We start from the raw sequence: 25,164 nt of genomic DNA, 5'->3' as shown, positions 1-25,164 counted from the left end.
GCCCTGTTGTCTGATTGCGGCACCTAACGTGTGTCCGTGACATCTTTAGCGGCGGCTGTGCGCGGGAACGCTTCGGCGTAGCTGAGTTTTTGGCTGGTTCCTCAGTTTCCTACTCCCGCGTACGGCTGCCACCCAAACCTGTAGGAAGGTCATTGGTAGCCTCATTTAACCAGTTGAGGTGCAAAATATGACAACGCTTAAACCGGCTCCACCCTACGAAAAAATCACTCCCCATCCCGACAACCGCTTCATGGCCCTCACCGGCAATTGCAGCGACATGCCCACCCTGTTCATCGACACCCACGTCCCCTCCGACATCCTGATGGACGCAGCCAACCACCGCATCCGCACCGTCGTCCAGGTGCTGGAAAACCTGTGCATGCGCGGCTCTATCGAGTGCGACTCGATGATCCTCAGCGACTTCGCCCAGCTCTGCGTGATTCCGTTACGTGATGGGTGTGATGTACTCGATGTCATCGGCAAGCGGTTGCGTGCAATGCCTTCCTGAATTTTCAGGAGCAAGATCAAAAGATCGCAGCCTTCGGCAGCTCCTACATAGAAACCCCTGTAGGAGCTGCCGAAGGCTGCGATCTTTTGACGTTGAGGCAACGCTGAGCGCGTAATCAGTCTGAGATATACGCATCCTGCGACTTGATAAATGCTTCGAAGGCAGGTGAGTTGTAAATTTCGAGGCAAGAATAAAACACAACATTTTTGCCCGACTGCTTGCTGGTAGAAGAAGCCTTCGCATATGCGTCAGTCATGAATTTTTCGGTTTCCGCATAAGGGTCATGGATGACTTCAAGCGTATCTTCATTCTGCGATATTGCGTGTTGCCCTTTACCCATTGCGGAGTAGGCGCCAATAGCTAGTCCGATATCCGACTTGATGTCGGACTGATTTTTGAACTGATTCGATATGCAGTTGGCGAGACCGTAATTTTTCAGTGATGTCCTCGCACTGTTCACGTCTACTTCGCTTGCTAGGGCATTGCCAGATGCACCCAAAATGCTGAATGCGATGATTAGCTGGAACTTCATCCCTTTAACTCCCAAAAGTTGATCTTTTCCAGCGTTACGCCTGCCCGGTCGTAAGTGTGGCTATCTGGACGATGGTAGTCACTGTTGTCTCCGGTTGTGCTGCCATTCCACAAAGTCGCATGACCTGTAGCATCGAGCCATCCGGTGATCTCCATGATAATCACGCCTTTCTTGCCATTGATGAAATCCGCCTCACTCATTTTTAGCTCGCGATCCGGAGCGCCCCAGTTGTGTTTCAGGAACGTCAGAAAATCTGCGACTTTCATGATGTAGGGGAGTTGGTCTGCGCCGGCCAGACGATAAATGGACTTGCTCGGAATGATCGTTCCTTTCGGAATTTTGTATCCACCATAATTAAATCCCCTGCTTATCCTCAGTGCGCAAGCGTTCGCGTAAGCGTCAGGCTTTTCTGCTCGGGCTGCCTCAACGTTACCCCCAACAAGCGCATAAACATCAATCGAGCTTTTCAGGCCAACTTCCGCGTAAGCAGTCCACAGAGTGCTGAATTTTGGACGCTTTACGACGATGTTAGTGTTTACGCCACCTGAGCTGATATTGAGCTGAGCCATTAGACCTCACCTTCCATGTCGAAGACTTCACCTTGAAAAGCGTTTGGAATAATCGCTATACCTTTCGCCCCCACGGTGCCGGACAGAGTTTTTTCTGCTGCACCCGTGATCGTCACACTAACGATCTCGCCGGGTGAGTAACCCGAAGTTTTTACATGAATATTCAGGTCGGTGTAGAAGCGAGAAACCGAGTCGACCGGAATCTGGCTCTCCCCATATGAAAACGTAATGCGTTGAATACTCTTTGATTTGGGGATCAAAGGGATGATGGCTGAGAAGCTCGCAGCGCTGTGTTCGCCGCCGCCAAAAACGGATGATTGACCAGCGAGAACAGTGTTGGATTTCGGTGGACAACCACACGCTACATAATCGCCCTCTAGCGCAACCGGCCCTGCAGGTAGAGTGACTGTTCTTGGTCCGACAGCGACGATGGGGCCTTTGCCAGGAGGGCATACAGGGCAACTGGCTATGTGGCCGATGGACGAAGTGCTCACGGCGTAATCAATGTTAATTCCGACGTTTCCTTCCAGTACCGAGCCTCCTGTTGAAGTTGGAGCACCGATTCCGATCACCTTTCTACCCATGTAAATTTCCCTCTTTACAGGTTTTAAGTGAGACGGATCTTCGCATTCCCTCTGCGATTGGAACGACGTGAATTCAGTAGGGAGATGTTTCTTTATGTTTCTTTATGTTGCTTTTGTCGCAATGTGGCGTGGACGGTCGCTGCCAACCGTCGCATCCGCACCGTCGTCCAGGTGCTGGAAAACATGTGCATGCGCGGCTCGGTCGAATGCGACTCCGTTATCCTCAGCGACTTCGCCCAGCTCTGCGTAATCCCCTTGCGCGACGCGACGGCTGTGATGTGCTCGATGTCATCGGCAAGCGCCAGCGCGCCGCGCCATAAAAGCAAAGCCCCTCACCCTAACCCTCTCCCAGAGGGAGAGGGGACTGACCGAGTCGTCTGGGTGATGTACGCCGACCTGCGACTTCCGTGGTGAACTTCGCTTGGCCAAGCTTCGGGGGACTGACCGAGTTGTCTGGGTGATGTACGCCGACCTGCGACTTCAGCGGTGAACTTCGCTTGGCCAAGCCTGGAGGGTGGTGTTCTTCGGGGGGCTGACCGAGTTGTCTGGGCGGTTTACGCCGACTTGCGACTTCTGCACTGATCTTCGCTTGGCCAAACCTGAGATCACGCTGATCTTTCAGGTCGGTGTAACTCGCAAGATCACCACCGTCAGTCCCCTCTCCCTCCGGGAGAGGGCTAGGGTGAGGGAAAGGCTTTTGTCCGCTCGGCTGCGAACCCCTGACTTGCCGCCCGGTAAAAGGTAAACTTTGCGCCCTTCGCAGGAGCAGCCATGAATTATCGTCACGCCTTCCATGCCGGCAATCACGCCGATGTGTTCAAACACCTGACCTTGACCCGCCTCATCGCCCTGATGTCGCGCAAGGAGCAGCCGTTTGCCTATCTCGACACGCATGCCGGCATCGGTCTGTATGACTTGCAGGGCGATCAGGCCAACCGTACCGGTGAGTACCTGGAAGGCATCGCGCGCTTATGGGATCAGCCGGACCTGCCGGCGTTGACCGCCGACTACATGAAGGTGCTGCACGAGATGAACCCGGACGGCCAGTTGCGCTATTACCCGGGTTCGCCGGAGCTGGCGCGGCGCCTGACGCGCCCACAGGATCGGCTGATGCTCAACGAGAAGCACCCGGAAGACGGCGTGCTGCTCAAGGACAATATGGCCGGTGATCGTCGGGTCAAAGTTCATCTCGGCGAGGGCTGGCACGTTGCACGAGCGATGCTGCCGGTGCAGGAGAAACGCGCGGTGATGCTGATTGATCCGCCGTTCGAGCAGCTCGACGAGATGCAGCGTTGCGCGGCGTCGTTGAAAGAGGCGATTGGCCGCATGCGCCAGACCGTAGCGGCGATCTGGTATCCGGTGAAGGATCAGCGTGCGCTGCGCCGTTTCTATCAGGATCTGGCCGGCACGGGTGCGCCGAAGTTGCTGCGTGTGGAGCTGCTGGTGCACCCGCTGGATACGCCGAACAGTCTGAACGGCTCGGGCATGGCGATTGCCAATCCGCCGTGGGGGCTGGAGGAAGAGTTGCGTGAGTTGCTGCCGTGGTTGTCGAAGAAGCTGGGGCAGACCCAGGGTGGCTGGCAGATGGATTGGCTGATTGCCGAGAGCTGATCAACGGCAAGATCAAAAGATCGCAGCCTGCGGCAGCTCCTACAGCGATCGTTCCCACGCTCTGCGTGGGAATGCCTCAATGGACGCTCTGCGTCCGCTGTTGGGACGCGGAGCGTCCCGGGCTGCATTCCCACGCAGAGCGTGGGAACGATCAGTCGGCGGGGTTAGTTGCCTGCCAGACTCGCTGGCATGCACACGCCGGTGCCGCCAATCCCGCAATAGCCTTCAGGATTCTTCGCCAGATACTGCTGGTGATACGTCTCGGCGAAGTACACGGTCGGTGCCTGTTCGATCTCGGTGCTGATTTCACCCAGACCCGCTTTCGACAGTTCAGCCTGATAGGTCGCTTTGCTTTTCAGCGCCGCGTCCAGATGCTCAGGCGAAGTCGCATAAATCACCGAGCGGTACTGGGTTCCGATGTCGTTGCCCTGACGCATGCCCTGCGTCGGGTTGTGCAGTTCCCAGAACATCGCCAGCAGCTCTTCGTAGCTGACTTTGTCCTTGTCATACACCACCAGCACCACTTCGGCATGGCCGGTCAGGCCCGAGCAGACTTCTTCGTAAGTCGGGTTCGGCGTGAAACCGCCAGCATAACCGACGACCGTGCTGACCACGCCTTCACGCTGCCAGAAGCGGCGCTCGGCGCCCCAGAAGCAGCCCAGACCGAAAATCGCAAAGTCGACGTCCTGGAAAAACGGGCCAAGCAGCGGGGTTTCTTCGAAGACGAAGTGCTTTTCAGGCAGGGTCATCGCGGTTTCGCGGCCGGGCAAAGCTTGTTCTTTAGTCGGGAGCACGTTTTTGTTCACCAGAATTTCCGAGCGCAGAACCATGATCGTTCCTCTCAGTCAGGATGGGATGTAAAAAGTCAGACCGCCAGTGTGCCGAATGATGCCCGGTTAATCACTACCCAAAGTGTGCGGGTACTCGACTGCCCTTTGTAGGAGTGAGCCTGCTCGCGATGGCGGTGGGTCAGTCAGAAGGTTTGTTGCTGACACACCGCTATCGCGAGCAGGCGAAGGCCTACAAGGGATTTGCGGTGTTTACAGGCAAAGCGGCCCGCGCGGGTAGCGCTTGAGCGCCTGGATCAGTTCGCCGCCCGGAATCGGCCGGTCGAACAGGTAACCCTGGCCAACGTCGCAACGATGACGACGCAGGAACGCCAGTTGCTCGGCGGTCTCAATACCTTCGGCCACAACCTTGAGTTTCAGGTTATGCGCCATGGCGATCACCGCCGAGGTGATTTCCATGTCGTCCTGGTTGTCGGGAATTTCATGGATGAAGCTGCGATCGATCTTGATGATGTCGATCGGGAATTTCTTCAAATAACTCAGCGACGAATAACCGGTGCCGAAGTCGTCCATGGCCAGGGTCAGGCCGAGGCGCTTGAGCTGGTCGAGCTGCAAGTGCGTGTCTTCGGTGGCTTCCAGCAGCAGACCTTCGGTCAGTTCGAGTTCGAGCAGATTGGCCGGCAGCGCTTCTTCCTTGAGGATGTTGGCGATGGAGGCGACCAGATCCGGATCGGAGAATTGCTTGGGCGACAGGTTGATCGCCACTTGCAGATTGCCCATCCCAGCAGCGGTCAGCGCTTTGCTCATGCGGCAGGCCTGACGCGCGATCCACTTGCCGATCGGAATGATCAGGCCGGTTTCTTCGGCGACGCTGATGAACTGGTCCGGGCGGATCATGCCGCGCTCCGGGTGGTTCCAGCGCAACAGCGCTTCCATGCCCAGCAGACGCCCGCTGCGCAGGCACAGCTTGGGCTGGTAGAACACGTCCAGCTCGTTCTGGGTCAGGGCGCGGCGCAGGTTGTTTTCAACGAACAGTTTGTAACTGGCCTCGGCATTCAACGCTTCGGTGAAGACCTGCACCTGATGTTTGCCGTTGGCCTTGGCCTTGTGCAGCGCCAGACCGGCGTTGCGCATCAGCGTTTGCGGGTCGCGACCGTGCAGCGGCGCGCACGCCAGGCCGACCGAACCGGTGACACTGATCAACTGGTTGTCGACGAACATCGGCTTGTCGAGCGTCGCCAGCAATTGGTTGGCGATCTTCTGACCGGTCGCGAGGTCGGTGTCGTCGAGCAGCACGGCAAACTCGTTACTGGCGAACCGCGCGAGGCTGCCACTTGGGCTCAGGCTGTTGCGCAGACGCCGAGCGAGACTGATCAGCAGCTTGTCGCCGGTCTGGTGACCGAGGCTGTCGTTGATCCGCTTGAAATTGTCGATGTCCACCAGCAACAGGCTGATCGGCGTGTCGCTGTCGCGGGCGAAGCGTTCGTCCAGATTGCGGATAAATGCCGGCCGGTTGCCGAGGTTGGTCAGGTTGTCGGTGTAGGCCAGACGCTCGATGCGCTGCTGCGCCAGTTTGGTCTGGGTGATGTCTTCGTAGATGCCGATGTAGTGCGTCAGCTCGCGGTTGTCGCCGTAGACCTTGGAGATCGACAACTGGCCCCAGTACGGTTCGAGGTTCTTGCGGCGGCTCTTGAATTCGCCCTGCCAACTGTTGCTCTTGGCCAGTGCGGAAGGCGCGTCGAACAACAATTCGCTGAGGTTCTCCAGCGCCGGCAGCTCGGACAGACGCTGACCGTGGACCTCTTCGGTGGTGTACTGGGTGATCGCGGTGAAGCTCGGGTTGACGTATTCGACCACGCCGTCGCAATTGACCAGCAAAAAGGCGTTGGCGCTTTGCTCGACCGCACGCTGAAACAAGTGCAGGGCGCTGGTGGCGGTGCGGCGGTTGTGGTTGTTGATGACTTGCGCGAACTGATCGGCCAGCTCGCCGGCAAAGGCGATTTCATCGGACTGCCAGGCGCGGGTGACGCCGGTTTGCTCCAGACACAGTACGCCGACCACCTGGCCATCGACGCGAATACTGGCGTCGAGCATGGCGTTGACGTCGCGCGGGCGTAGGGCTTCGGCCATCTCGCGAGTGCGCGGATCGCGCATCGCGTTGTGTGCATCGATGGCGCGGCTGCTGTGCAGCGCTTCCATGTAGTCGGGGAAACTGCTGATGTCGATCACGTCCGGGAGGATGTATTCCTGGGTCGCGCGGTGGTACGCGGAGATCGGCACCAGCTGCTGGCCTTCGAGATTCCACAGGCTGGCGCAGTCGATTTCATAGATATCGCAGGCGCAGCGGGTGATCAGTTCGGCGGCTTCCTGCAGCGAGTTGTGCGTGCTGTAGCGCTGACGGGCGAGTAGCAGAATCAAGTCTTGCTGGGCGCGCACCCGTTCCAGGTGCTGCAACTGTTCCTGCTGGGCGCGTTGATTGAGTTCAAGGGCGATTTGCAGGCGTGAATTCTGCGTTTCGAGGTCAACGGAGGGGGGCAGCGGTACTTCATCGAAAACGTGATCGACCGCCAGCAGATAGCCACGCAGCAGATGACGATTGTGTTGTTTGTAGGCTTCGCCCAGTTCCAGGATGTTCAGTACACCGGCAGCCGTGTGCAGGGTGTAACGCACCAGATAATGCGGGCTGGCGGTCAACTGTTGCTGGATCGCGTCGTGCAGTTGATAACGCGCTTCGGGCTCCATCAGGCTGGCGTAGGGTGAGCCGACCAGCGCGCAAAGCTCGACGGCTGGCTGACCGAACTGGCGCTCACAGTTGGGATCGAGAAACAGCATGGCCCAACTGGCTTCATTCAAGCGCTCGAAACGCAGCATGCCGAGCCGCGAGGGCACAGGCAACTGCGTCACTACCTCGGCCGCCATACGGCTGGCGGCATCGGGTTGGCTCTTCATGAAGGGAACTCGCTTGGAAATATGCTGAACGCGCCGGGCTCTCGCCCTCTTTACTGTTGCCTGCGGCAAGGTTGCATCATTGCGGCACCGACTGACAAGAGACATGAAGGCCAAGTGCTATAAGAATATGTCGGCTGCGCTGAGCATTTCTCCAGCGTGCGGCAGAAAGTAATGCTGTTGAATGGAAAAAACGCCGTTCCAGAGCGCTTTGTGCCCCGAAACGACGCCCCTTCAACCGGTTATTCAACGCAAGGGAATGGCGATCGATTGCATCTGTTTGCCATCGCGATCGTGGTAATTGACCTGAATCTGCCCGGCGTCGACCACCATGTGAGCGAAATTGTCTTCGCTGACCACGGTGCTGGTCAGTTCATGCCGGTAATCGCCCGCCGCCGTGCGCACCAGCGGCTGATCCAGAATGAACGTGGACGCCTTGGCGTAAGGCAGCAGTTTGCTGTTGCACAGCGGTGAGGACACCACCGTATGGACTTCAAAGTCGGGGTCTTCGCTGTGAGTCAAGCGAGCGGTCAGCGAGCCATGCACGTCCCCGGAGATGAACACGACATTCTTGATCCGTCGGGTGCGGATGGTTTCCAGCAGACGCAGACGCTGCTCGGGAAAGACTTTCCAGGCGTCATCGCCGTGGAGTTTGCGATCGGGGTAGAACATCACGCTGGTGACCACGAACTTGACCCGCGCGGTGCTGTTGCTCAGCCATTCAAGCAAGGCTTGTTCCTGTACCTCGTCGAGAATCCGTCGATCCTCGGCGGACAAGTTGCGACGGGTGCGACTGTCGGTGACAAACCATTCGATATCGCCATCGCTGAATTGATACCAGTAATGCTCGAGTGTTGCGTGATCTATATCTCCGTTAGTTGTCAGTGGATGTACCGGGCTGTGACTGGCCTGATACAGCTCATAAGCAGCCATGGCGTTACGATATAAATCACCGTCGGACTTGCTGGCATTGGCCGGCCAGTTATCTTCGATTTCGTGATCGTCAAGAATCATGTAAGTCGAAGTGCCGGACATCAAGCGTTGAATGTTCGGTTGGGAAAATGCGGCACGGTATTTATTAAGGATGTCTTTGTATTCGCGATCCGGTGCGATCAGATTCAAATCATCCACATAAATTTGATCGCCGGTCATCAATACCGCGCTGATCGGTGGCTGTATGCCTTCGATCAGCTGATTGATGGATGCAAAGATCCGGTCGCCCAGTTGCGGCAGGGAGGCGATGCCCGCCGTCATGCGCAGGTAGCGGCAAGAGCCGACGATATAGGCTCTGGGTTGCAGGGTTTTGCTGGAGCGGGTGCGCAGGCGGTAGATTTCCCGCGGCCATTGCAAAGGCAATTCGGCAACGCTGTCCGGGGTATGCACCGGATTCATCGGGCTGAACCAGCCGGCCTGAAATTCATATTCTGTGTCGGCACTCAAGTTGTTGAGGGCGAACACATGTGACATGTCACGTAATTCGCTCAGGTGCGCGAAGTTACCGTTGGACCATTGTTGTGTGCCGCAAGCGCGATAACGTACTCCGGCAAATACTCTTGAACTGTTCTGCCGGTCGCCACGCATGAAGATGCGTGCATGATGAGTTGTAACGTGGCCGACAATCGGGCCGATAGTTGGTTTTAACATGTCGAATCCATTCGAATTAACTTTAATTAACGGGGTTCTACTAAGTTTTATTAGTTGAATTGGCTGCGCCTAGGTTAGTTGCGTATCGAATAAAAAAGATCAGTGCCAAGCCGACCAGAGTTGTGGCCGATATCAGCGCAACGTGTGGGAAAAAGAAGAGAAGGTGTTTTCTTCAGGCAAAAAAAAGCCCCGCCAAACTGACGGGGTTGAGGTACGAGCGTGTGGCGCTCGAAAGGGTGCAGCAATCGGCCCTCCGTTGCCGGAGGGCCGATCGAGTTACAGCAGGATCGTGCGGATGTCCGCCAGCAGGCTGCCCAGACGCTGGGTGAAGCGTGCGGCAGCGGCGCCGTTGATCACACGGTGATCGTAGGACAGCGACAGCGGCAGCATCAGTTTCGGCTGGAAGGCTTTGCCGTCCCAGACTGGCTGGATGGTTGCCTTGGAAACACCGAGGATCGCCACTTCCGGCGCGTTGACGATCGGCGTGAAGCCGGTGCCGCCAATGTGGCCGAGGCTGGAAATGGTGAAGCAGGCGCCCTGCATGTCGTCAGCGGTAAGCTTCTTGTCGCGGGCTTTGGCGGCCAGCGCAGCGGCTTCGGCTGCCAGCTGCAGCAGGCTCTTCTGGTCGACGTTCTTGATGACCGGTACCAGCAGGCCATCCGGGGTGTCGACGGCGAAGCCGATGTTGACGTATTTCTTGCGGATGATCGCTTTGCCGCTTGGCGCCAGCGAACTGTTGAAGTCCGGCAGCTCCTTGAGCATGTGCGCGCACGACTTGAGCAGCAGCGGCAGGATGGTCAGCTTGACGCCAGCCTTCTCTGCAACGGCTTTCTGCGCAACGCGGAAGGCTTCCAGCTCGGTGATGTCAGCCGAATCGAACTGAGTCACGTGCGGGATGTTCAGCCAGCTGCGGTGCAGGCTCGACGCGCCGATCTGCATCAGGCGAGTCATCGGCACTTCTTCGATTTCGCCGAAACGGCTGAAATCGACGACCGGAATCGGCGGGATGCCCGCGCCACCGGTTGCGCCCGCTGCAGCGGCCGGTGCTTCCTTGGCCTTCTGCATCATCGCTTTGACGTAAACCTGCACGTCTTCTTTCAAGATACGACCGTGCGGGCCGCTGGCGCCGACAGCGTTCAGCTCGACGCCGAACTCACGGGCCAGTTGACGCACGGCAGGGCCGGCGTGAACTTTCGCGCCCGGCTTGGCCGGTGCGGCGGCTGGAGCGGCAGCAGCAGGTACAGCGGCAGCCGGAGCAGCAGCGGCAGGTGCCGGAGCGCTCGGAGCAGCGGCGGCAGCCGGAGCCGGTGCAGCCGCAGGGGCTGCGCCTTTGACTTTCAGCTTCAGAATCAGGTCGCCGGTACCGACTTCGTCATCCAGCTTGATGGAAACGCTTTCCACCACGCCAGCGGCAGGCGATGGAATTTCCATGCTCGCCTTGTCGGATTCCAGGGTGATCAGCGACTGGTCGGCTTCAACGGTGTCGCCAGCCTTGACCAACATTTCGATGATCTTGGCTTTGCCAGCCGAACCGATGTCCGGAACGTGGATGTCCTGAACGCTGTCAGCCACCGGTGCTGCTGGCGCGGCTGCCGGAGCAGGCGCAGCGGCAGCAGCCGGTGCAGCAGCCTGAGATGGAGCGGCAGCCGCAGGGGCCGCAGCACCCGCCACTTCCAGATCCAGAATCAGGTCGCCAGTGCCGACTTCGTCGTTGAGCTTGACGCTGATGGCCTTGACCACGCCAGCGGCAGGCGACGGGATTTCCATGCTCGCCTTGTCGGATTCCAGGGTGATCAAAGATTGATCAGCTTCGACTTTATCGCCGACCTTGACCTGGATCTCGATGATCTGCGCCTTGCCCGACGAACCGATGTCCGGCACGTGCACTTGCTGAACCGAAGCGGCAGCAGGGGCAGCAGCTGGTGCGGCAGCAGCAGGAGCGGCAGCCGGTTTTTCTTCAGCCTTCGCAGCCGGTGCAGCGGCAGGAGCAGGGGCCGCTTCAGCGGCGCCCTCGACTTCCAGCTCAAGCAGTTCGTCGCCTTCTTTCAGACGGTCGCCCAGCTTCACTTTCAGGCTCTTGATGACACCGGCTTTCGGGGCCGGCACTTCCATGCTGGCCTTGTCCGATTCCAGGGTCAGGATGCTCTGGTCGGCTTCGATACGGTCGCCGACCTTCACAAACAGTTCAATTACTTCACCTTCACCGCTGCCGATGTCAGGTACGCGAATGAGTTCGCTCACAAAATGTCTCCTCAGCAGTCCAGTGGGTTGCGTTTTTCCGGGTCGATGCCGAACTTGACGATGGCCTCAGCCACCACCTTAGGTTCGATATCACCACGGTCAGCCAGTGCTTCCAGGGCTGCCAACACCACGAAATGACGGTCAACTTCGAAGAAATGACGCAGTTTCTTGCGGCTGTCGCTGCGGCCGAAACCGTCGGTGCCGAGGACTTTGAATTCCTTGGACGGTACCCACTGACGGATCTGCTCGGCGAACAGTTTCATGTAGTCGGTAGAGGCGATGACCGGACCTTTACGGCCGTTCAGGCACTCTTCGACGTAGCTCAGCTTAGGCTTCTGGCCCGGCTTCAGACGGTTGCTGCGCTCGACAGCGAGGCCGTCGCGACGCAGTTCGTTGAAGCTGGTAACGCTCCACACGTCAGCGCCGACGTTGAACTCTTCACGCAGGATCTTCGCCGCTTCACGGACTTCACGCAGGATGGTGCCGGAGCCCATCAGCTGTACGTGGTGCGCCGCATCGCGGGTGTCTTCTTCGAGCAGGTACATGCCTTTCTTGATGCCTTCTTCGGCACCGGCCGGCATGGCTGGCTGCTGGTACGACTCGTTCATCACGGTGATGTAGTAGAAGATGTCCTGTTGCTCTTCGGTCATCTTCTTCATGCCGTCCTGAATGATCACCGCCAGCTCGTAGCCGTAGGTTGGATCGTAGGTGCGGCAGTTCGGGATGGTCGCGGCCAGCAGGTGGCTGTGACCGTCTTCGTGTTGCAGACCTTCACCGTTCAGGGTGGTCCGGCCGGCGGTGCCGCCGATCAGGAAGCCACGGGTACGGCTGTCGCCGGCAGCCCAGGCCAGGTCGCCAATACGCTGGAAGCCGAACATCGAGTAGAAGATGTAGAACGGCAGCATCGGCTGGTTGTGGCTGGAGTACGAAGTACCGGCAGCGATGAACGAGCTCATGGCGCCTGCTTCGTTGATGCCTTCTTCAAGGATCTGACCTTTCTGGTCTTCCTTGTAGAACATCACCTGGTCTTTATCGACTGGCTCGTAGAGCTGGCCAACGGACGAGTAGATGCCGAGCTGACGGAACATGCCTTCCATACCGAAGGTACGGGCTTCGTCCGGGATGATCGGAACGATGCGCGGGCCGATTTCCTTGTCCTTGACCAGTTGCGCGAGGATCCGCACGAACGCCATGGTGGTGGAAATTTCACGGTCGCCGGAACCGTCAAGGATCGCCTTGAGGGTGTCCAGATCCGGAGTCGGCACGCTGAAGCTTTGTGCGCGGCGCTGAGGCACGAAACCGCCCAGTGCAGTGCGGCGCTCGCTGAGGTAGCGGGCTTCGGCGCTGTTTGGCTCTGGCTTGAAGAACGGCAGGTTCTCCAGCTCTTCGTCCTTGACCGGGATGTCGAAACGATCGCGGAACAACTTCAGGCTGTCGACGTCGACTTTCTTGGTGTTGTGCGCAGTGTTTTTCGCTTCGCCGGCACCGGTGCCATAACCCTTGATGGTCTTGGCCAGGATAACGGTTGGTTGTTCTTTGTGGTTGACCGCTTCGTGGTAAGCCGCATAGACCTTGTACGGGTCGTGGCCGCCACGGTTGAGTTTCCAGATCTCGTCGTCGGACAGATCAGCAACCATCGCCTTGAGTTCTGGCGTGTTGAAGAAGTGTTCACGGACGAACGCGCCGTCTTTGGCTTTGTAGTTCTGGTACTCGCCGTCGATGACTTCGTCCATACGACGCTGCAGGATACCGTCGACGTCTTTGGCCAGCAGTGGGTCCCAGAAACGGCCCCAGATGACTTTGGTCACGTTCCACTGAGCACCGCGGAACACGCCTTCGAGTTCCTGGATGATCTTGCCGTTGCCGCGAACCGGGCCGTCGAGGCGCTGCAGGTTGCAGTTGATGACGAAGATCAGGTTGTCCAGCTTCTCGCGGCCGGCCAGGGAGATCGCGCCCAGGGATTCCGGCTCGTCGCACTCGCCGTCGCCCAGGAAGCACCAGACTTTCTGTTTGCCTGGCTGGATGAAACCGCGGTGTTCCAGGTACTTCATGAAGCGTGCCTGGTAGATCGCCTGGATCGGACCCAGACCCATGGATACGGTCGGGAACTGCCAGAAGTCAGGCATCAGCCAAGGGTGCGGGTAGGACGACAGGCCCTGACCGTCGACTTCCTGGCGGAAGTTGTTCATCTGGTCTTCGGTGATGCGACCTTCCATGAACGCACGGGCGTAAACGCCTGGCGAGGTGTGGCCCTGGAAGTAGATCAGGTCGCCGCCGTGTTCGTCGGTCGGGGCCTGGAAGAAGTAGTTGAAGCCGATGTCATACAGGGTCGCACTGGAAGCGAAGCTGGAGATGTGACCACCCAGGTCAGAATCTTTCAGGTTCGTACGCATTACCATGGCCATCGCGTTCCAGCGTACCAGCGAGCGAATGCGGCGTTCCATGAACAGGTCGCCAGGCATGCGTGCTTCGTGGGTTACCGGGATGGTGTTGCGGTAAGGCGTGGTGATGGCGTAAGGGAGCTGCGAGCCGCTGCGGGTCGCGAGTTCGCCCATACGGGTCATCAGATAGTGAGCACGGTCTTCGCCTTCTTTGTCGAGAACCGATTCCAGGGCGTCCAGCCATTCCTGGGTTTCGACGGGATCGAGGTCTTGCATGGCTTGCTCCAGGGCGGAAAGGCTTCCAGAATCGGTTGCCTGAGTTTGCGACTGGCCTTGTGGGCAGACGATTTAAAATTCTTGGATTGCCGATAGGTTGTTCCGGCGGCGTGTAGTTTTACTACAAATCTTCCGGCATTTCAGCCTTTCGAATGTATAGACGAGTAGTAAAACTACAGAAGAATGGCTTGTGGCCTCCGGCTGCGTTGTGAGAATAATCGTTAAGGTTGGTCTTTTGCCATCCGAAAAAGGTGAAACTTTGATGTTCGCTGCCAAAGAGAAAGAAATTTCAGCTATTTCTAACTTTTGTTCGACAGTCCTCCGGGTAGCGGGTTTTCACCAATCACTACAAGCGGCCATTTGCACGCCGATCAAGGATAGACCATGACCCTGCCCGTGCTTGCCGAACTGCCCGCCATTCTCCTGCCGTTGGTCACTCGATCCGGGCAGTCGTTCCGTACGGCCGTCGCCGCGCTGGAAGACGATCACGGCCTGGCGAACTGGACGCCAGAGCGCTGGGCGCAGTTCGCCCGCGTCACCGCCGCCAGCGAATTCGTCATTGAACAGAGCGTTCGTGACCCTTTGATGTTGCTCACGCTGGTGCAGTCCGGCGAACTCGACCGGGCCTTCGCGCCGGGTGAATTGTGTGCGCAGATTGCTGCGGCAGTGAACGCCGCGCAAACCGAAGATGAACTCGGCCGCGCCTTGCGCCGCCAGCGCGCTCGCCATCAAGTGCGGATCATCTGGCGCGATCTCACCCGTCAGGCCGATCTGGTGCAGACCTGCCGCGATCTCTCGGATATGGCCGACGCGACTATCGACCAGGCTTATCAATGGTTGTACAGCCGCCATTGCGAACAATTCGGTACGCCGACCGGCCGCCGCAGCGGTGAGCCGCAGCAAATGGTCATCCTCGGCATGGGCAAGCTCGGCGCCGTCGAGTTGAACCTGTCTTCGGATATCGATCTGATCTTCGCCTACCCCGAGGGCGGCGAGACCGTCGGCGTGAAGCGCTCGCTGGATAATCAGGAATTCTTTATTCGTCTCGGTCAGCGCCTGATCAAGGCGCTGGACCCGATGACCGTCGACGGTTTTGTATTCCGTGTCGACATGCGCCTGCGCCCGTATGGTTCGTCCGGCGCGCTGGTGCTGAGCTTCAATGCGTTGGAGCAGTATTACCAGGATCAGGGTCGCGACTGGGAACGCTACGCGATGATCAAGGCGCGGGTGGTGGCCGGCGATCAGGTTGCGGGCGCGCAGTTGCTCGACATGCTGCGGCCGTTCGTTTATCGGCGTTATCTGGATTTCTCGGCGATCGAAGCACTGCGCACCATGAAGCAGTTGATCCAGCAGGAAGTGCGGCGCAAGGGCATGGCCGAGAATATCAAGCTGGGCTCCGGTGGCATCCGTGAGGTCGAGTTCATCGCTCAGGCCTTTCAGTTGATCCACGGTGGCCGCGATCTGAGCCTGCAGCAGCGTCCTCTATTAAAGGTGTTGAGCACGCTGGAAGGGCAGGGCTACCTGCCGCCGGCGGTGATCAGCGAGTTGCGCGAGGGCTACGAGTTTCTGCGTTACACCGAACACGCGATTCAGGCGATCGCCGACCGTCAGACCCAGATGCTGCCGGATGGTGCGCAGGATCAGGCGCGTATTGCCTTCATGCTCGGTTTCCCCGACTGGGAAGCCTTCCACGAAAAACTGATGTTCTGGCGCGGGCGCGTGGCCTGGCACTTCGCCCAGGTGATTGCCGATCCCGACGAGGATGAAGGCGCCGAAAGTGAAGTGGTGGTCGGCGGTGAATGGCTGCCGTTGTGGGAAGAGGCGCAGGACGAAGAAGCGGCGTGCCGTCAGTTGCAGGAGGGCGGTTTTGCCGATGCGAGCAAAGCCCTGAAAGCACTGGCCGGTTTGCGCGGCAGCCCGCAATTGCGTGCGATGCAGCGTCTGGGGCGTGAGCGTCTCGATGCCTTTATTCCGCGTCTGCTTGCCCAGGCGGTGGAGCACAACAATCCCGATCTGGTGCTCGAGCGGGTACTGCCGCTGGTTGAAGCGGTCGCCCGGCGTTCGGCGTATCTGGTCTTGCTGACGGAAAATCCCGGCGCCCTGCGCCGCTTGCTGACGCTGTGCGCGGCGAGCCCGTGGATTGCCGAGCAGATCACGCGCTTCCCGCTGCTGCTCGACGAATTGCTTAACGAAGGTCGCCTGTTCAAGCCGCCGCTGGCGCCGGAACTGGCCGCCGAATTGCGCGAGCGGCTGACGCGGATTCCCGAAGACGATCTCGAACAACAAATGGAAGCCCTGCGCCATTTCAAACTGGCGCACCGCTTGCGTGTCGCCGCCTCGGAAATTGCCGGCAGCCTGCCGTTGATGAAAGTCAGCGATTACCTGACCTGGCTGGCCGAGGCGATTCTCGAGCAAGTGCTGGCCCTGGCCTGGCGCCAGACCGTGGCCAAGTACGGTACGCCGCTGCGCACCGACGGCACCTTGTGCGATCCCGGCTTTATCATTGTCGGTTATGGCAAGGTCGGTGGTCTGGAGCTGGGGCATGGTTCGGATCTGGATCTGGTGTTTATCCATGACGGCGATCCGCAGGCGGAAACCGACGGACCGAAGTCGATCGATGGCGCGCAGTTCTTCACGCGGCTCGGGCAGCGGATCATTCACCTGCTGACGGCGCAGACCAACTCCGGCCAGCTCTATGAAGTGGACATGCGTCTGCGCCCATCCGGTGCTTCAGGGCTGTTAGTCAGTTCGCTCGGCGCGTTTGCCCGCTATCAGGAAAATGAAGCCTGGACGTGGGAGCATCAGGCTTTGGTGCGGGCGCGAGTGCTGGTTGGCAGTCAAGATGTCGGTCAGGCGTTCGAGAAAGTCCGTGCCCAAATGCTGGGCAAGGCGCGCGATCTGGCGAAGTTGCAACAGGAAGTCAGCGAAATGCGCGCGAAGATGCGCGATAACCTTGGCACCAAGAGCACCGCAGCCGGTACAGCGGCAAATGCCTTCGACGCCACGGCGGCGTTCGACCTCAAGCAGGACGCCGGTGGTATCGTCGATATTGAATTTATGGTGCAATACGCGGCTCTGGCGTGGTCGCGAAGCCACCCGCCATTGCTGCGCTGGACCGATAACATCCGCATTCTGGAAGAGCTGGAACACGAAGGGCTGATGCCTGCCGAAGATGCCAGTCTGCTGCGTGAGGCCTATAAAGCCTACCGCTCCGCCGCCCACCGGCAGGCCTTGCAGAAAGACGCCGGGGTGATATCGGGCGACCAGTTTGCCGAAGAGCGGCGACAGGTTTTGCGGATATGGAAAGAGATGGGGCTAAGCTGATCCGCAGTTGTATGAATGAATGCAAAACCCTGTAGGAGTGAGCCTGCTCGCGATAGCGGAGTATCAGACGACATCAATGTTGAATGTAACGACCCCATCGCGAGCAGGCTCACTCCTACAATGGATCTGCGGTGAGTCGCAGATATGTGAACAGATGCAAAACCATGTGGGAGCGAGCCTGCTCGCGATAGCGGAGTGACAGTCGACAGTTATGTTGAAGGTAATGACCCATCGCAAGCAGCGCCGCTCCCTCAGTGATTCTCGAGGCGGGGAGGCGTAAATGCCTCCCCGGTTCGTTTTTGGAAACCACATGAATATTTTGATCGTTGGGCCCAGTTGGGTCGGTGACATGGTGATGGCGCAGACACTGTTTCAGTGTCTCAAACAGCGCCACCCGCAATGCGAAATCGACGTGCTGGCCCCCGAGTGGAGCCGGCCGATCCTTGAGCGCATGCCTGAAGTGCGCAAGGCCTTGAGCTTCCCGCTCGGCCACGGCGCGCTGGAACTGGCAACGCGTCGGCGCATCGGCAAATCCCTGCGCGGTCAGTACGATCAGGCGATCCTGCTGCCCAACTCGCTGAAGTCGGCGCTGGTGCCGTTTTTCGCTGGCATCCCGAAACGCACCGGCTGGCGCGGCGAATTCCGCTACGGCTTGCTCAATGATGTGCGCACTCTCGACAAAGAACGCTATCCGCTGATGATCGAGCGTTTCATGGCGTTGGCCTTTGAAGCGAACGCCGAACTGCCGAAGCCGTATCCGCGCCCGAGCCTGCAAATCGATCCGGTCACCCGCGAAGCGGCGCTGGCCAAGTTCGGCCTGAGCCTCGATCGCCCGGTGTTGGCCCTGTGCCCCGGCGCCGAATTCGGCGAGTCCAAACGCTGGCCGTCCGAGCATTACGCCAAAGTCGCCGAAGCACGTATTCGCGAAGGCTGGCAGGTGTGGCTATTCGGTTCGAAAAACGATCATGCGGTCGGCGAAGACATCCGCGCGCGGTTGATCCCGGGCCTGCGTGAAGAATCGGTCAACCTCAGCGGCGGCACCTCGCTGGCCGAGGCCATCGACCTGATGTCCTGCGCTGACGCGGTGGTCTCCAACGACTCCGGCCTGATGCACGTTGCCGCTGCGCTGAACCGTCCATTGGTCGCCGTCTACGGCTCGACCTCGCCGGGTTTCACTCCGCCGCTGGCCGAGCACGTTGAAGTGGTCCGTCTGGGCCTCGATTGCAGCCCGTGCTTCGACCGTACCTGCCGTTTCGGCCATTACAACTGCCTGCGCCAGCTGATGCCGGACGCCGTCAACGATGCCTTGCAGAAATTGCAGGGCTCTGTGGTCGAGGTTCATTAAGTTGCGGGTATTGCTGATCAAGACTTCATCGCTGGGCGACGTGATTCATGCGTTGCCGGCGCTGACCGACGCCGCCCGGGCCATTCCCGGGATCAAATTCGACTGGGTCGTGGAAGAAGGCTTCGCCGAGATCCCGACCTGGCACCCGGCCGTGGGCAAGGTGATTCCGGTGGCGATCCGCCGCTGGCGCAAAAACATCTGGAAAACCATCACCAGTGGCGAATGGAAACGCTTCAAGCAAAGCGTGCGCGCCAACAAATACGATTTGGTCATCGACGCTCAGGGTCTGCTGAAAAGTGCCTGGCTGACCCGTTATGTCAAAGCGCCGGTGGCCGGACTCGACAAAGGTTCGGCCCGCGAGCCGATGGCTTCGCGTTTCTATGATCGCAAACTGGCTGTGGCCCGTGGTCAGCACGCCGTCGAGCGGGTGCGGCAGTTGTTCGCCATCGCCCTCGGTTACGACTTGCCCAAAGGCTTGGGCGACTACGGTCTGAACGTCGAGCGTCTGGTCGAGTTGCCGCGCAAAAACGCCTTTGTGGTGTTCCTCCACGGCACCACCTGGGACACCAAACACTGGCCGGAAGCCTACTGGCGCGAACTGACAGAACGCGTCGGTTATCTCGGCGTCGGCGTCAAGCTGCCGTGGGGCAACCCGCAGGAAAAGGCCCGTGCCGAGCGCATCGCTGCCGGCTTCAAACACGCCGAAGTGCTGCCAAAACTCAATCTGGCCGGCGTCGGTAAAGTTCTCGCAGGTGCGCAAGCCTGCGTCGCGGTGGACACCGGTCTCGGCCACTTGGCGGCGGCGCTGGATGTGCCGACCATCTCGCTGTTCGGCCCGACCAACCCGGGCCTGACCGGCGCTTACGGCAAATTGCAGATTCACCTGGCCAGCGACTTCCCGTGCGCGCCGTGCCTGCAAAAGAAATGTACCTATCAACCGACCGCGCAGGATGCCCGTCAGTTTGACCTGAAGCGTGAGCAGCCGCTGTGCTTCACGCGTCTGAACCCCGAGCGTGTCGCCAGCCGACTGAGCACGTTGTTAATGGCTGAGGAGCTGCGCTGATGCAATTGGCATTCGTCCTGTACAAATATTTCCCGTTCGGTGGTTTGCAGCGCGACTTCATGCGCATCGCCCTCGAATGCCAGAAACGCGGGCACCAGATTCGCGTCTACACACTGATCTGGGAAGGCGACGTGCCGCCCGGTTTCGAAGTGCTGGTGGCACCGGTCAAGGCGTTCTTCAATCACCGTCGCAATGAAAAACTCAGCGCGTGGATGGCAGCGGACTTGGCCAAGCGTCCGGTCGATCGCCTGATCGGTTTCAACAAGATGCCGGGGCTGGACGTTTACTACGCCGCCGACGGCTGCTTCGAAGACAAGGCGCAGAACCTGCGCAATTCGCTGTACCGTCGCTGGGGCCGTTATCGTCACTTCGCCGAGTACGAGCGCGCGGTGTTTGCCAAAGACGCAAAGACCGAAGTGCTGATGATTTCCGAAGTGCAGCAGCCGCTGTTCATCAAGCATTACGACACGCCGCTTGAACGCTTCCACCTGCTGCCGCCGGGCATCGCTCAGGATCGTCGCCGTCCGGCGGATGCCGACGAAATTCGCGCCGGTTTCCGCGCCGAATTCAATCTCAAGGACGACGAACTGCTGCTGGTGCAGATCGGTTCTGGCTTCAAGACCAAGGGCGTCGATCGCAGCCTGAAAGCGCTGGCCGGATTGCCCGCTGAATTGAGAAAGCGTACCCGGCTGTTTGTAATCGGCCAGGATGACCCCAAATTATTCCAGATGCAGAGCGCCACTTTGGGTCTGGGCGATAACGTCACGTTCCTGAAAGGGCGCAGCGATATCCCGCGTTTCCTGCTCGGCGCCGACCTGTTGATCCATCCGGCGTACAACGAAAACACCGGTACGGTGTTGCTGGAAGCGCTGGTCGCCGGTTTGCCGGTGCTGGTCAGCGCGGTCTGCGGTTACGCCCATTACATCGCCGAGGCCGATGCCGGGCGAGTGCTGGACGAGCCGTTTGATCAGGCGCAGCTGACGCAATACCTGACTGAAATGTTGAATGATGACGCTGCACGCGCGGCCTGGAGCCGCAATGGTCTGGCCTTCGCCGAGACGGCCGACCTCTACAGCATGCCGCAGCACGCGGCTGATGTGATTCTGGCGGAGCACGCTTAATGAAGTTGATGCTGGCTGAACCGTTCAAAAGCCTTTGGGCCGGACGCGATCCTTTCGCCGAGGTCGAAGGCTTGCAGGGCGAGGTATACCGCGAGCTGGAAGCACGCCGGACACTGCGCACGGAAGTCGACGGTAACGGATTTTTCGTCAAGATCCACCGTGGCATCGGCTGGGGCGAGATCTTCAAGAACCTGCTGACCGCCAAGCTGCCGGTACTCGGCGCAGGCCAGGAGTGGAAGGCTATCCAGCGTCTGCAGGAAGTCGGCGTGCCGACCATGACCGCTGTTGCGTACGGCGAGAAGGGCAGCAATCCGGCGGATCAGCACTCGTTCATCGTCACTGAAGAACTGGCGCCGACCATCAGCCTGGAAGATTTCAGCATCGACTGGGTCAAGCAGCCGCCGGAGCCAAAACTCAAGCGTGCGCTGATCGCTGAAGTCGCGCGAATGACCGGCATGATGCACCGCGCCGGCGTCAATCACCGCGACTGCTACATCTGCCACTTCCTGTTGCACACTGATAAACCGGTGACGCCGGAAGATTTCAAACTCTCGGTGATCGACCTGCACCGTGCCCAGACCCGCGCGAAGATCACTCAGCGCTGGCGCAACAAGGATCTGGCGGCGCTGTATTTCTCCGCGCTGGACATCGGCCTGACCCGCCGCGACAAGCTGCGCTTTCTCAAAGGCTATTTCCAGCAGCCGCTGCGCCAGATCCTGGCGGAAGAAGCGCCGCTGCTGAACTGGCTCGAAGGCAAAGCCAACAAGCTCTACGCACGCAAGCAGCGTTACGGGGATGCGCTCTGATGGCGGGTTGGACTCTTGAGCCGCAATACAGTGAGCTCACCGAAGACTTCGGCAGCCTCGAAGCGGTATTTGCGTTGCAGGGCGAACGCCTGACCCGCGACCCGCTGTCGGAAGTGATTCGCGTGCAGCGCAACGGCGTCAACTATTACGTCAAACGCTATGTCGGCGCCGGTAAAGGCTTGCGCCGTTACCTCGGCAAGCCGCGGGTGAAGATGGAATGGCAGAACCTCAAGCGCTTTGCCAAGTGGGGCATTCCCACTGCTGAAGTGGTGGCCTGGGGCCTGGAGCGACGTGGCGCGGCCTATGATCGCGGTGCCATGATCACGCGCGAATTGCCCAACACCGAAGACCTTTCGGCGCTCGCCGAGCGCAAGGATCCGAAGCTCAAGGATCGCGCCTGGGTTGACGACGTCAGCCGGCAACTGGCCGGTTATACCCGGACGATGCATGATCACCGATTTACCCATAACGATCTGAAATGGCGCAACCTGTTGATCGATGATCAGGCGCGGATATTTCTGATCGATTGCCCTAACGGCGAGTTCTGGCGCGGCTTCTGGCTCAAGTATCGGATCACCAAGGATCTGGCCTGTCTCGATAAACTCGCCAAATACCACCTGTCCAATACCCAACGCCTGCGCTTCTATAAGCAATACCGCCAGTGCGATCGGCTTGATAGCGCCGACAAGAAACGGATTCGGCACGTGGTGAGATTTTTCGAGGGACGCGAATGACTGATTTTCTCGCTGCTGAGGACCGTGCGCTGCTTGAGCGCCATGGTCTCGGCACTTTTGATGCGCTTTGGACGAAACAGCTTGAGGCTGTGGACGAACCCAATACCGCCCGTGGCGGTTGGAGCAGTGTCTTCCGTCTGGACCTGGAAGGGCAGGGTTATTACCTCAAGCGCCAGAGCAACTACCTGACGCGGACCTTGCACGCACCTTTCGGCGAGCCAAGCTTTGCCCGTGAGTTTCGCAATATCAGTCGCTATCGCAAGCTCGGTATTCCGGCGCTGCAAGCGGCGTTTTTCGGTGAGCGCAAGGTTGATGGCGAAGTCCGCGCGATCCTGCTGACCCGGGCGCTGGACGGCTGGAGTGATCTGGAATCGCTGTTGCAACGCTGGTCGCAACTCAGTGCCGCACAGCATTCGGCGATCCTCAAGGCCTGCGGATTGCTGGCGCGGCATCTGCACGGTGTGCGTCAGGTGCACGGCTGCTTCTACCCCAAGCATATTTTTCTGCGGGCCACCGGTGACGGGTATCAGGCGCAATTGATCGACCTGGAAAAGACCCGGCCTTTGTTGTTCGGCATGCGTGACCGGATCAAGGATCTGGAGCCGCTGCAACGCCGCGCGCCGGAGTGGAACGAGGCGCAACTGCGTGAATTGCTCGCGGCTTATCTCGATCAGCCCGCCGATAGCTCGCTGCTCGACAGCTGGCTTGCCCGGCTGACCGCGCGCCGCAGTCACAAGGAGACCCGCTGATGCAATTGTCCGAGCTGGCCGGTGTCGGGCGAGCCCCGCAACTGCCGCTGACCGTGACTCTGGCCGATGCCGCTGGCAGTGCGGATCTGCAATTGCTGAGCCTGCTGCGAGTCCTGCCGGGGCAGCGTTACGTTGGCGCCGGTGTCTGGCGCGGGCGTCCGGTGCTGGCCAAATTGCTGGTGGGCGGCAAGGCTGCCCGGCATTTTCAGCGCGAGTTGGAAGGCGTGCGCCTGCTGGCGGCGCAAGGTATGACGACGCCGCTGCTGCTGGCCGATGGCTTGCAGAATGGCGAAGGTGGCTGGCTGCTGTTCGACTTCCTTGAGGGGGCCGAAAGCCTTGGCGATGCCTGGGCGAAAGTCGAGTCGCTGCCGGTGCTGGCCGATGAACAATCGGCGGTGTTGGCCGAGGCGCTGGGTGCCATTGGCCAGTTGCACGGTAAAGGGCTCTGGCAGGAAGACCTGCATCTGGACAATCTGCTGCGTCATGGCGGCCAGTTGTACTTGATCGACGGTGCCGGGATCTGCGCAGAAACCGCCGGGCAGCCGCTATCGCGACAAAAAGTCCTGGAAAATCTCGGGGTGTTTTTCGCCCAATTGCCCAAGGCGCTGGAACCCTTTACCGAAGAACTGCTGGTGTATTACCTGTTGAGCAATAGCGAGCACGCGTTGCCGCTGGAAGCCTTGCAGAAACAGATCGACAAAGTGCGTCGCTGGCGTTTGAAAGACTTCCTGATCAAGGTCGGTCGCGAATGCACGCTGTTCAGTGTGCAGCGTGGAGCGTTCGCTCTGCGCGCGATTCGTCGTGAAGAAGAATCAGCCATGTTGCCGGTTCTGGAGCAGGCCGATGCGTTGCTCGATCAGGGCCATTTGTACAAGACCGGTGGTGCGGCGAGCGTCGGCAAGGTTCAGGCCGGTGCGCGCACGCTGGTGATCAAGCGCTACAACATCAAGGGCTTTGCGCATTGGCTCAAGCGTTTCTGGCGGCCGAGTCGGGCGTGGCATTCGTGGCGCGAAGGCAACCGCCTGGCGTTCCTCGGGATCGCCACGCCCAAGCCGCTGGCGGTGCTGGAAAAGCGCTTCTTGTGGCTGCGCAGTCGTGCGTATCTGGTGACCGAGTTCCTGTCGGGGCCGGATATCATCGAGCGCTTTGCACCGTATGTTGAAAATGGCCAGGCACCGGAAGCGGAGCTGCAGGCACTGGATCAGTTGTTCGTCAGATTGATTGACGAGCGCATCAGCCACGGCGACTTCAAGGGGCATAATCTGTTCTGGCAGCAGGATCGCTGGGCGCTGATCGATCTGGACTCGATGTGTCAGCATGGATCCGTCGGCAGTTTCGCCCCGGCCTATGCCCGTGACCGTGCGCGATTCATGCGTAACTGGCCGGAAAGCAGTGCACTGTACAAGGTCATAGATCAGCGTTTGCCCAAAGAGATCTCCAGCGCGGCCTGAGTCAAACCACTACAGCAATAGAGGACAAGATTCAGCGACTTGTCCTACAGCTTCTCCAGAAGCCATGAACTGTGCCCTGTTCAACCCCGATGCTAATTTGCCCAACGACCTTGGAGGGCAAATATTGATCATTAAAAAAGTTGCAATGTTGGGTGCAATTTCCTGGCTTTTAGTTGGCTGTGGCAGTGTTCTGACCGTACTGCAGGACGATGCCGATGTCGCTCGGGACATGCGCAAGCAGAAAACCTACTGCCAATCCATCCCCCATATTTACAGTGGTCTGGCCTTTGACTTCTGCGTATTGAACGCGCCCCCTGATCCCAGCGGATTTCTTGTGCCATTCGTGCTGCTGGACCTGCCATTGTCCGCTGTATTCGATACAGTAGCGCTGCCCTATACGGTTTATCGTCAGGTCACCGACGGTAATCTTGGTATTTACTGGCGCAAGGGCGGTTATTGAGTCGCAGGGCAAGGTTTCTCCAAACCATTCA

The 25,164-nt window shown here is 59.2% G+C and carries 19 protein-coding genes and 1 pseudogene; 12 read left to right on the top strand and 8 right to left on the bottom strand.

Features of this window, described 5'->3' with window-relative positions; translation table 11 throughout:
* The first annotated feature begins 187 nt into the window (after positions 1–187).
* Positions 188–508 (top strand): hypothetical protein, encoded by a 321-nt coding sequence (locus ACOYXJ_RS07045; protein ID WP_150794098.1) that lies wholly within the window; start codon positions 188–190, stop codon positions 506–508.
* 115 nt (positions 509–623) lie between these two features.
* On the opposite strand, the gene ACOYXJ_RS07040 is transcribed toward ACOYXJ_RS07045, so the two are convergent.
* Genes ACOYXJ_RS07040 through ACOYXJ_RS07030 form a run of 3 tightly spaced genes read right to left on the bottom strand, consistent with a single transcriptional unit; the run spans position 624 to position 2,193 of the window.
* Entirely contained in the window at positions 624–1,040 is a 417-nt protein-coding gene (locus tag ACOYXJ_RS07040) for a hypothetical protein (RefSeq protein ID WP_267798225.1), read from the bottom strand.
* Entirely contained in the window at positions 1,037–1,609 is a 573-nt protein-coding gene (locus ACOYXJ_RS07035) for a type VI secretion system amidase effector protein Tae4 (protein ID WP_339432259.1), read from the bottom strand. Before ACOYXJ_RS07035 ends, ACOYXJ_RS07040 begins: the two co-directional genes overlap by 4 nt.
* Positions 1,609–2,193 (bottom strand): PAAR domain-containing protein, encoded by a 585-nt coding sequence (locus ACOYXJ_RS07030; protein ID WP_150794095.1) that lies wholly within the window; start codon positions 2,191–2,193, stop codon positions 1,609–1,611. The genes ACOYXJ_RS07035 and ACOYXJ_RS07030 overlap by 1 nt, the downstream gene beginning before the upstream one ends.
* 138 nt (positions 2,194–2,331) lie before the next feature.
* Between ACOYXJ_RS07030 and ACOYXJ_RS07025 the strand changes: the two are divergent.
* Together ACOYXJ_RS07025 and ACOYXJ_RS07020 are read left to right on the top strand one after the other, a co-directional pair.
* Positions 2,332–2,513, top strand: a pseudogene (locus ACOYXJ_RS07025) (hypothetical protein); the annotation flags it as partial.
* 451 nt (positions 2,514–2,964) lie between these two features.
* Positions 2,965–3,804, top strand: coding sequence for a 23S rRNA (adenine(2030)-N(6))-methyltransferase RlmJ (locus ACOYXJ_RS07020; protein WP_414893185.1), 840 nt, complete (start codon positions 2,965–2,967; stop codon positions 3,802–3,804).
* Between the two features lie 164 nt (positions 3,805–3,968).
* Here the strand turns inward: ACOYXJ_RS07020 and msrA are convergent, their stop codons facing one another.
* The 5 genes from msrA to aceE all read right to left on the bottom strand — a co-directional run bounded on the left by msrA (position 3,969) and on the right by aceE (position 14,080).
* Entirely contained in the window at positions 3,969–4,634 is a 666-nt protein-coding gene (msrA, locus tag ACOYXJ_RS07015) for a peptide-methionine (S)-S-oxide reductase MsrA (RefSeq protein ID WP_150794093.1), read from the bottom strand.
* Between the two features lie 210 nt (positions 4,635–4,844).
* Positions 4,845–7,541 carry a putative bifunctional diguanylate cyclase/phosphodiesterase gene (locus tag ACOYXJ_RS07010; RefSeq protein ID WP_150794092.1) on the bottom strand — a complete coding sequence of 899 codons (2,697 nt, stop codon included), beginning with the start codon at positions 7,539–7,541 and terminating at the stop codon, positions 4,845–4,847.
* A 243-nt stretch (positions 7,542–7,784) separates the two neighbouring features.
* Positions 7,785–9,182, bottom strand: coding sequence for an alkaline phosphatase D family protein (locus ACOYXJ_RS07005; RefSeq protein ID WP_460368643.1), 1,398 nt, complete (start codon positions 9,180–9,182; stop codon positions 7,785–7,787).
* Positions 9,183–9,458: 276 nt separating this feature from the next.
* Positions 9,459–11,423 (bottom strand): dihydrolipoyllysine-residue acetyltransferase, encoded by a 1,965-nt coding sequence (aceF, locus tag ACOYXJ_RS07000; RefSeq protein WP_460368641.1) that lies wholly within the window; start codon positions 11,421–11,423, stop codon positions 9,459–9,461.
* 11 nt (positions 11,424–11,434) lie between these two features.
* A complete protein-coding gene (gene aceE / locus ACOYXJ_RS06995; protein ID WP_007915682.1) occupies positions 11,435–14,080 on the bottom strand; it encodes a pyruvate dehydrogenase (acetyl-transferring), homodimeric type in 2,646 nt (881 codons plus the stop codon).
* 384 nt (positions 14,081–14,464) lie between these two features.
* Between aceE and glnE the strand changes: the two genes are divergently transcribed.
* From glnE to ACOYXJ_RS06950, 9 genes are all read left to right on the top strand, one after another.
* Positions 14,465–17,404 (top strand): bifunctional [glutamate--ammonia ligase]-adenylyl-L-tyrosine phosphorylase/[glutamate--ammonia-ligase] adenylyltransferase, encoded by a 2,940-nt coding sequence (glnE, locus tag ACOYXJ_RS06990; protein WP_460368639.1) that lies wholly within the window; start codon positions 14,465–14,467, stop codon positions 17,402–17,404.
* 310 nt (positions 17,405–17,714) lie between these two features.
* Positions 17,715–18,749, top strand: a complete 1,035-nt coding sequence (gene waaF, locus ACOYXJ_RS06985) for a lipopolysaccharide heptosyltransferase II (protein WP_150794088.1) — start codon at positions 17,715–17,717, stop codon at positions 18,747–18,749.
* 1 nt (position 18,750) lies between these two features.
* Positions 18,751–19,812 (top strand): lipopolysaccharide heptosyltransferase I, encoded by a 1,062-nt coding sequence (gene waaC / locus ACOYXJ_RS06980; RefSeq protein ID WP_123448344.1) that lies wholly within the window; start codon positions 18,751–18,753, stop codon positions 19,810–19,812.
* Complete coding sequence (locus tag ACOYXJ_RS06975; RefSeq protein WP_150794087.1) at positions 19,812–20,933, top strand: glycosyltransferase family 4 protein; 1,122 nt, start codon at positions 19,812–19,814, stop codon at positions 20,931–20,933. The genes waaC and ACOYXJ_RS06975 overlap by 1 nt, the downstream gene beginning before the upstream one ends.
* Positions 20,933–21,739 (top strand): lipopolysaccharide core heptose(I) kinase RfaP, encoded by an 807-nt coding sequence (gene rfaP / locus ACOYXJ_RS06970; protein ID WP_102899477.1) that lies wholly within the window; start codon positions 20,933–20,935, stop codon positions 21,737–21,739. Before ACOYXJ_RS06975 ends, rfaP begins: the two co-directional genes overlap by 1 nt.
* Positions 21,739–22,473: a lipopolysaccharide kinase InaA family protein gene (locus ACOYXJ_RS06965; RefSeq protein WP_460368636.1), complete on the top strand. Its 735-nt coding sequence runs from the start codon at positions 21,739–21,741 to the stop codon at positions 22,471–22,473. Before rfaP ends, ACOYXJ_RS06965 begins: the two co-directional genes overlap by 1 nt.
* Complete coding sequence (locus tag ACOYXJ_RS06960; protein WP_095120671.1) at positions 22,470–23,222, top strand: lipopolysaccharide kinase InaA family protein; 753 nt, start codon at positions 22,470–22,472, stop codon at positions 23,220–23,222. The genes ACOYXJ_RS06965 and ACOYXJ_RS06960 overlap by 4 nt, the downstream gene beginning before the upstream one ends.
* On the top strand, positions 23,222–24,673 hold the full coding sequence (locus ACOYXJ_RS06955; protein ID WP_150794085.1) for a lipopolysaccharide kinase InaA family protein: 1,452 nt from the start codon (positions 23,222–23,224) through the stop codon (positions 24,671–24,673). Before ACOYXJ_RS06960 ends, ACOYXJ_RS06955 begins: the two co-directional genes overlap by 1 nt.
* 145 nt (positions 24,674–24,818) lie before the next feature.
* Positions 24,819–25,133 (top strand): YceK/YidQ family lipoprotein, encoded by a 315-nt coding sequence (locus ACOYXJ_RS06950; protein ID WP_176470086.1) that lies wholly within the window; start codon positions 24,819–24,821, stop codon positions 25,131–25,133.
* Positions 25,134–25,164 lie beyond the last annotated feature (31 nt).

Source organism: Pseudomonas sp. Tul2A7 (assembly GCF_054790505.1).
Note: the sequence above shows the minus strand (reverse complement) of the source record. Positions and strands in the feature narration are given on the sequence as shown.

Bases quoted from the DNA above. Each gene is read 5' to 3' on its own strand.
- ACOYXJ_RS07045 (WP_150794098.1), top strand. From the start codon at position 188: ATGACAACGCTTAAACCGGCTCCACCCTACGAAAAAATCACTCCCCAT.
- ACOYXJ_RS07040 (WP_267798225.1), bottom strand. From the start codon at position 1,040: ATGAAGTTCCAGCTAATCATCGCATTCAGCATTTTGGGTGCATCTGGC.
- ACOYXJ_RS07035 (WP_339432259.1), bottom strand. From the start codon at position 1,609: ATGGCTCAGCTCAATATCAGCTCAGGTGGCGTAAACACTAACATCGTC.
- ACOYXJ_RS07030 (WP_150794095.1), bottom strand. From the start codon at position 2,193: ATGGGTAGAAAGGTGATCGGAATCGGTGCTCCAACTTCAACAGGAGGC.
- ACOYXJ_RS07020 (WP_414893185.1), top strand. From the start codon at position 2,965: ATGAATTATCGTCACGCCTTCCATGCCGGCAATCACGCCGATGTGTTC.
- msrA (WP_150794093.1), bottom strand. From the start codon at position 4,634: ATGGTTCTGCGCTCGGAAATTCTGGTGAACAAAAACGTGCTCCCGACT.
- ACOYXJ_RS07010 (WP_150794092.1), bottom strand. From the start codon at position 7,541: ATGAAGAGCCAACCCGATGCCGCCAGCCGTATGGCGGCCGAGGTAGTG.
- ACOYXJ_RS07005 (WP_460368643.1), bottom strand. From the start codon at position 9,182: ATGTTAAAACCAACTATCGGCCCGATTGTCGGCCACGTTACAACTCAT.
- aceE (WP_007915682.1), bottom strand. From the start codon at position 14,080: ATGCAAGACCTCGATCCCGTCGAAACCCAGGAATGGCTGGACGCCCTG.
- glnE (WP_460368639.1), top strand. From the start codon at position 14,465: ATGACCCTGCCCGTGCTTGCCGAACTGCCCGCCATTCTCCTGCCGTTG.
- waaF (WP_150794088.1), top strand. From the start codon at position 17,715: ATGAATATTTTGATCGTTGGGCCCAGTTGGGTCGGTGACATGGTGATG.
- ACOYXJ_RS06975 (WP_150794087.1), top strand. From the start codon at position 19,812: ATGCAATTGGCATTCGTCCTGTACAAATATTTCCCGTTCGGTGGTTTG.
- rfaP (WP_102899477.1), top strand. From the start codon at position 20,933: ATGAAGTTGATGCTGGCTGAACCGTTCAAAAGCCTTTGGGCCGGACGC.
- ACOYXJ_RS06965 (WP_460368636.1), top strand. From the start codon at position 21,739: ATGGCGGGTTGGACTCTTGAGCCGCAATACAGTGAGCTCACCGAAGAC.
- ACOYXJ_RS06960 (WP_095120671.1), top strand. From the start codon at position 22,470: ATGACTGATTTTCTCGCTGCTGAGGACCGTGCGCTGCTTGAGCGCCAT.
- ACOYXJ_RS06955 (WP_150794085.1), top strand. From the start codon at position 23,222: ATGCAATTGTCCGAGCTGGCCGGTGTCGGGCGAGCCCCGCAACTGCCG.
- ACOYXJ_RS06950 (WP_176470086.1), top strand. From the start codon at position 24,819: ATGTTGGGTGCAATTTCCTGGCTTTTAGTTGGCTGTGGCAGTGTTCTG.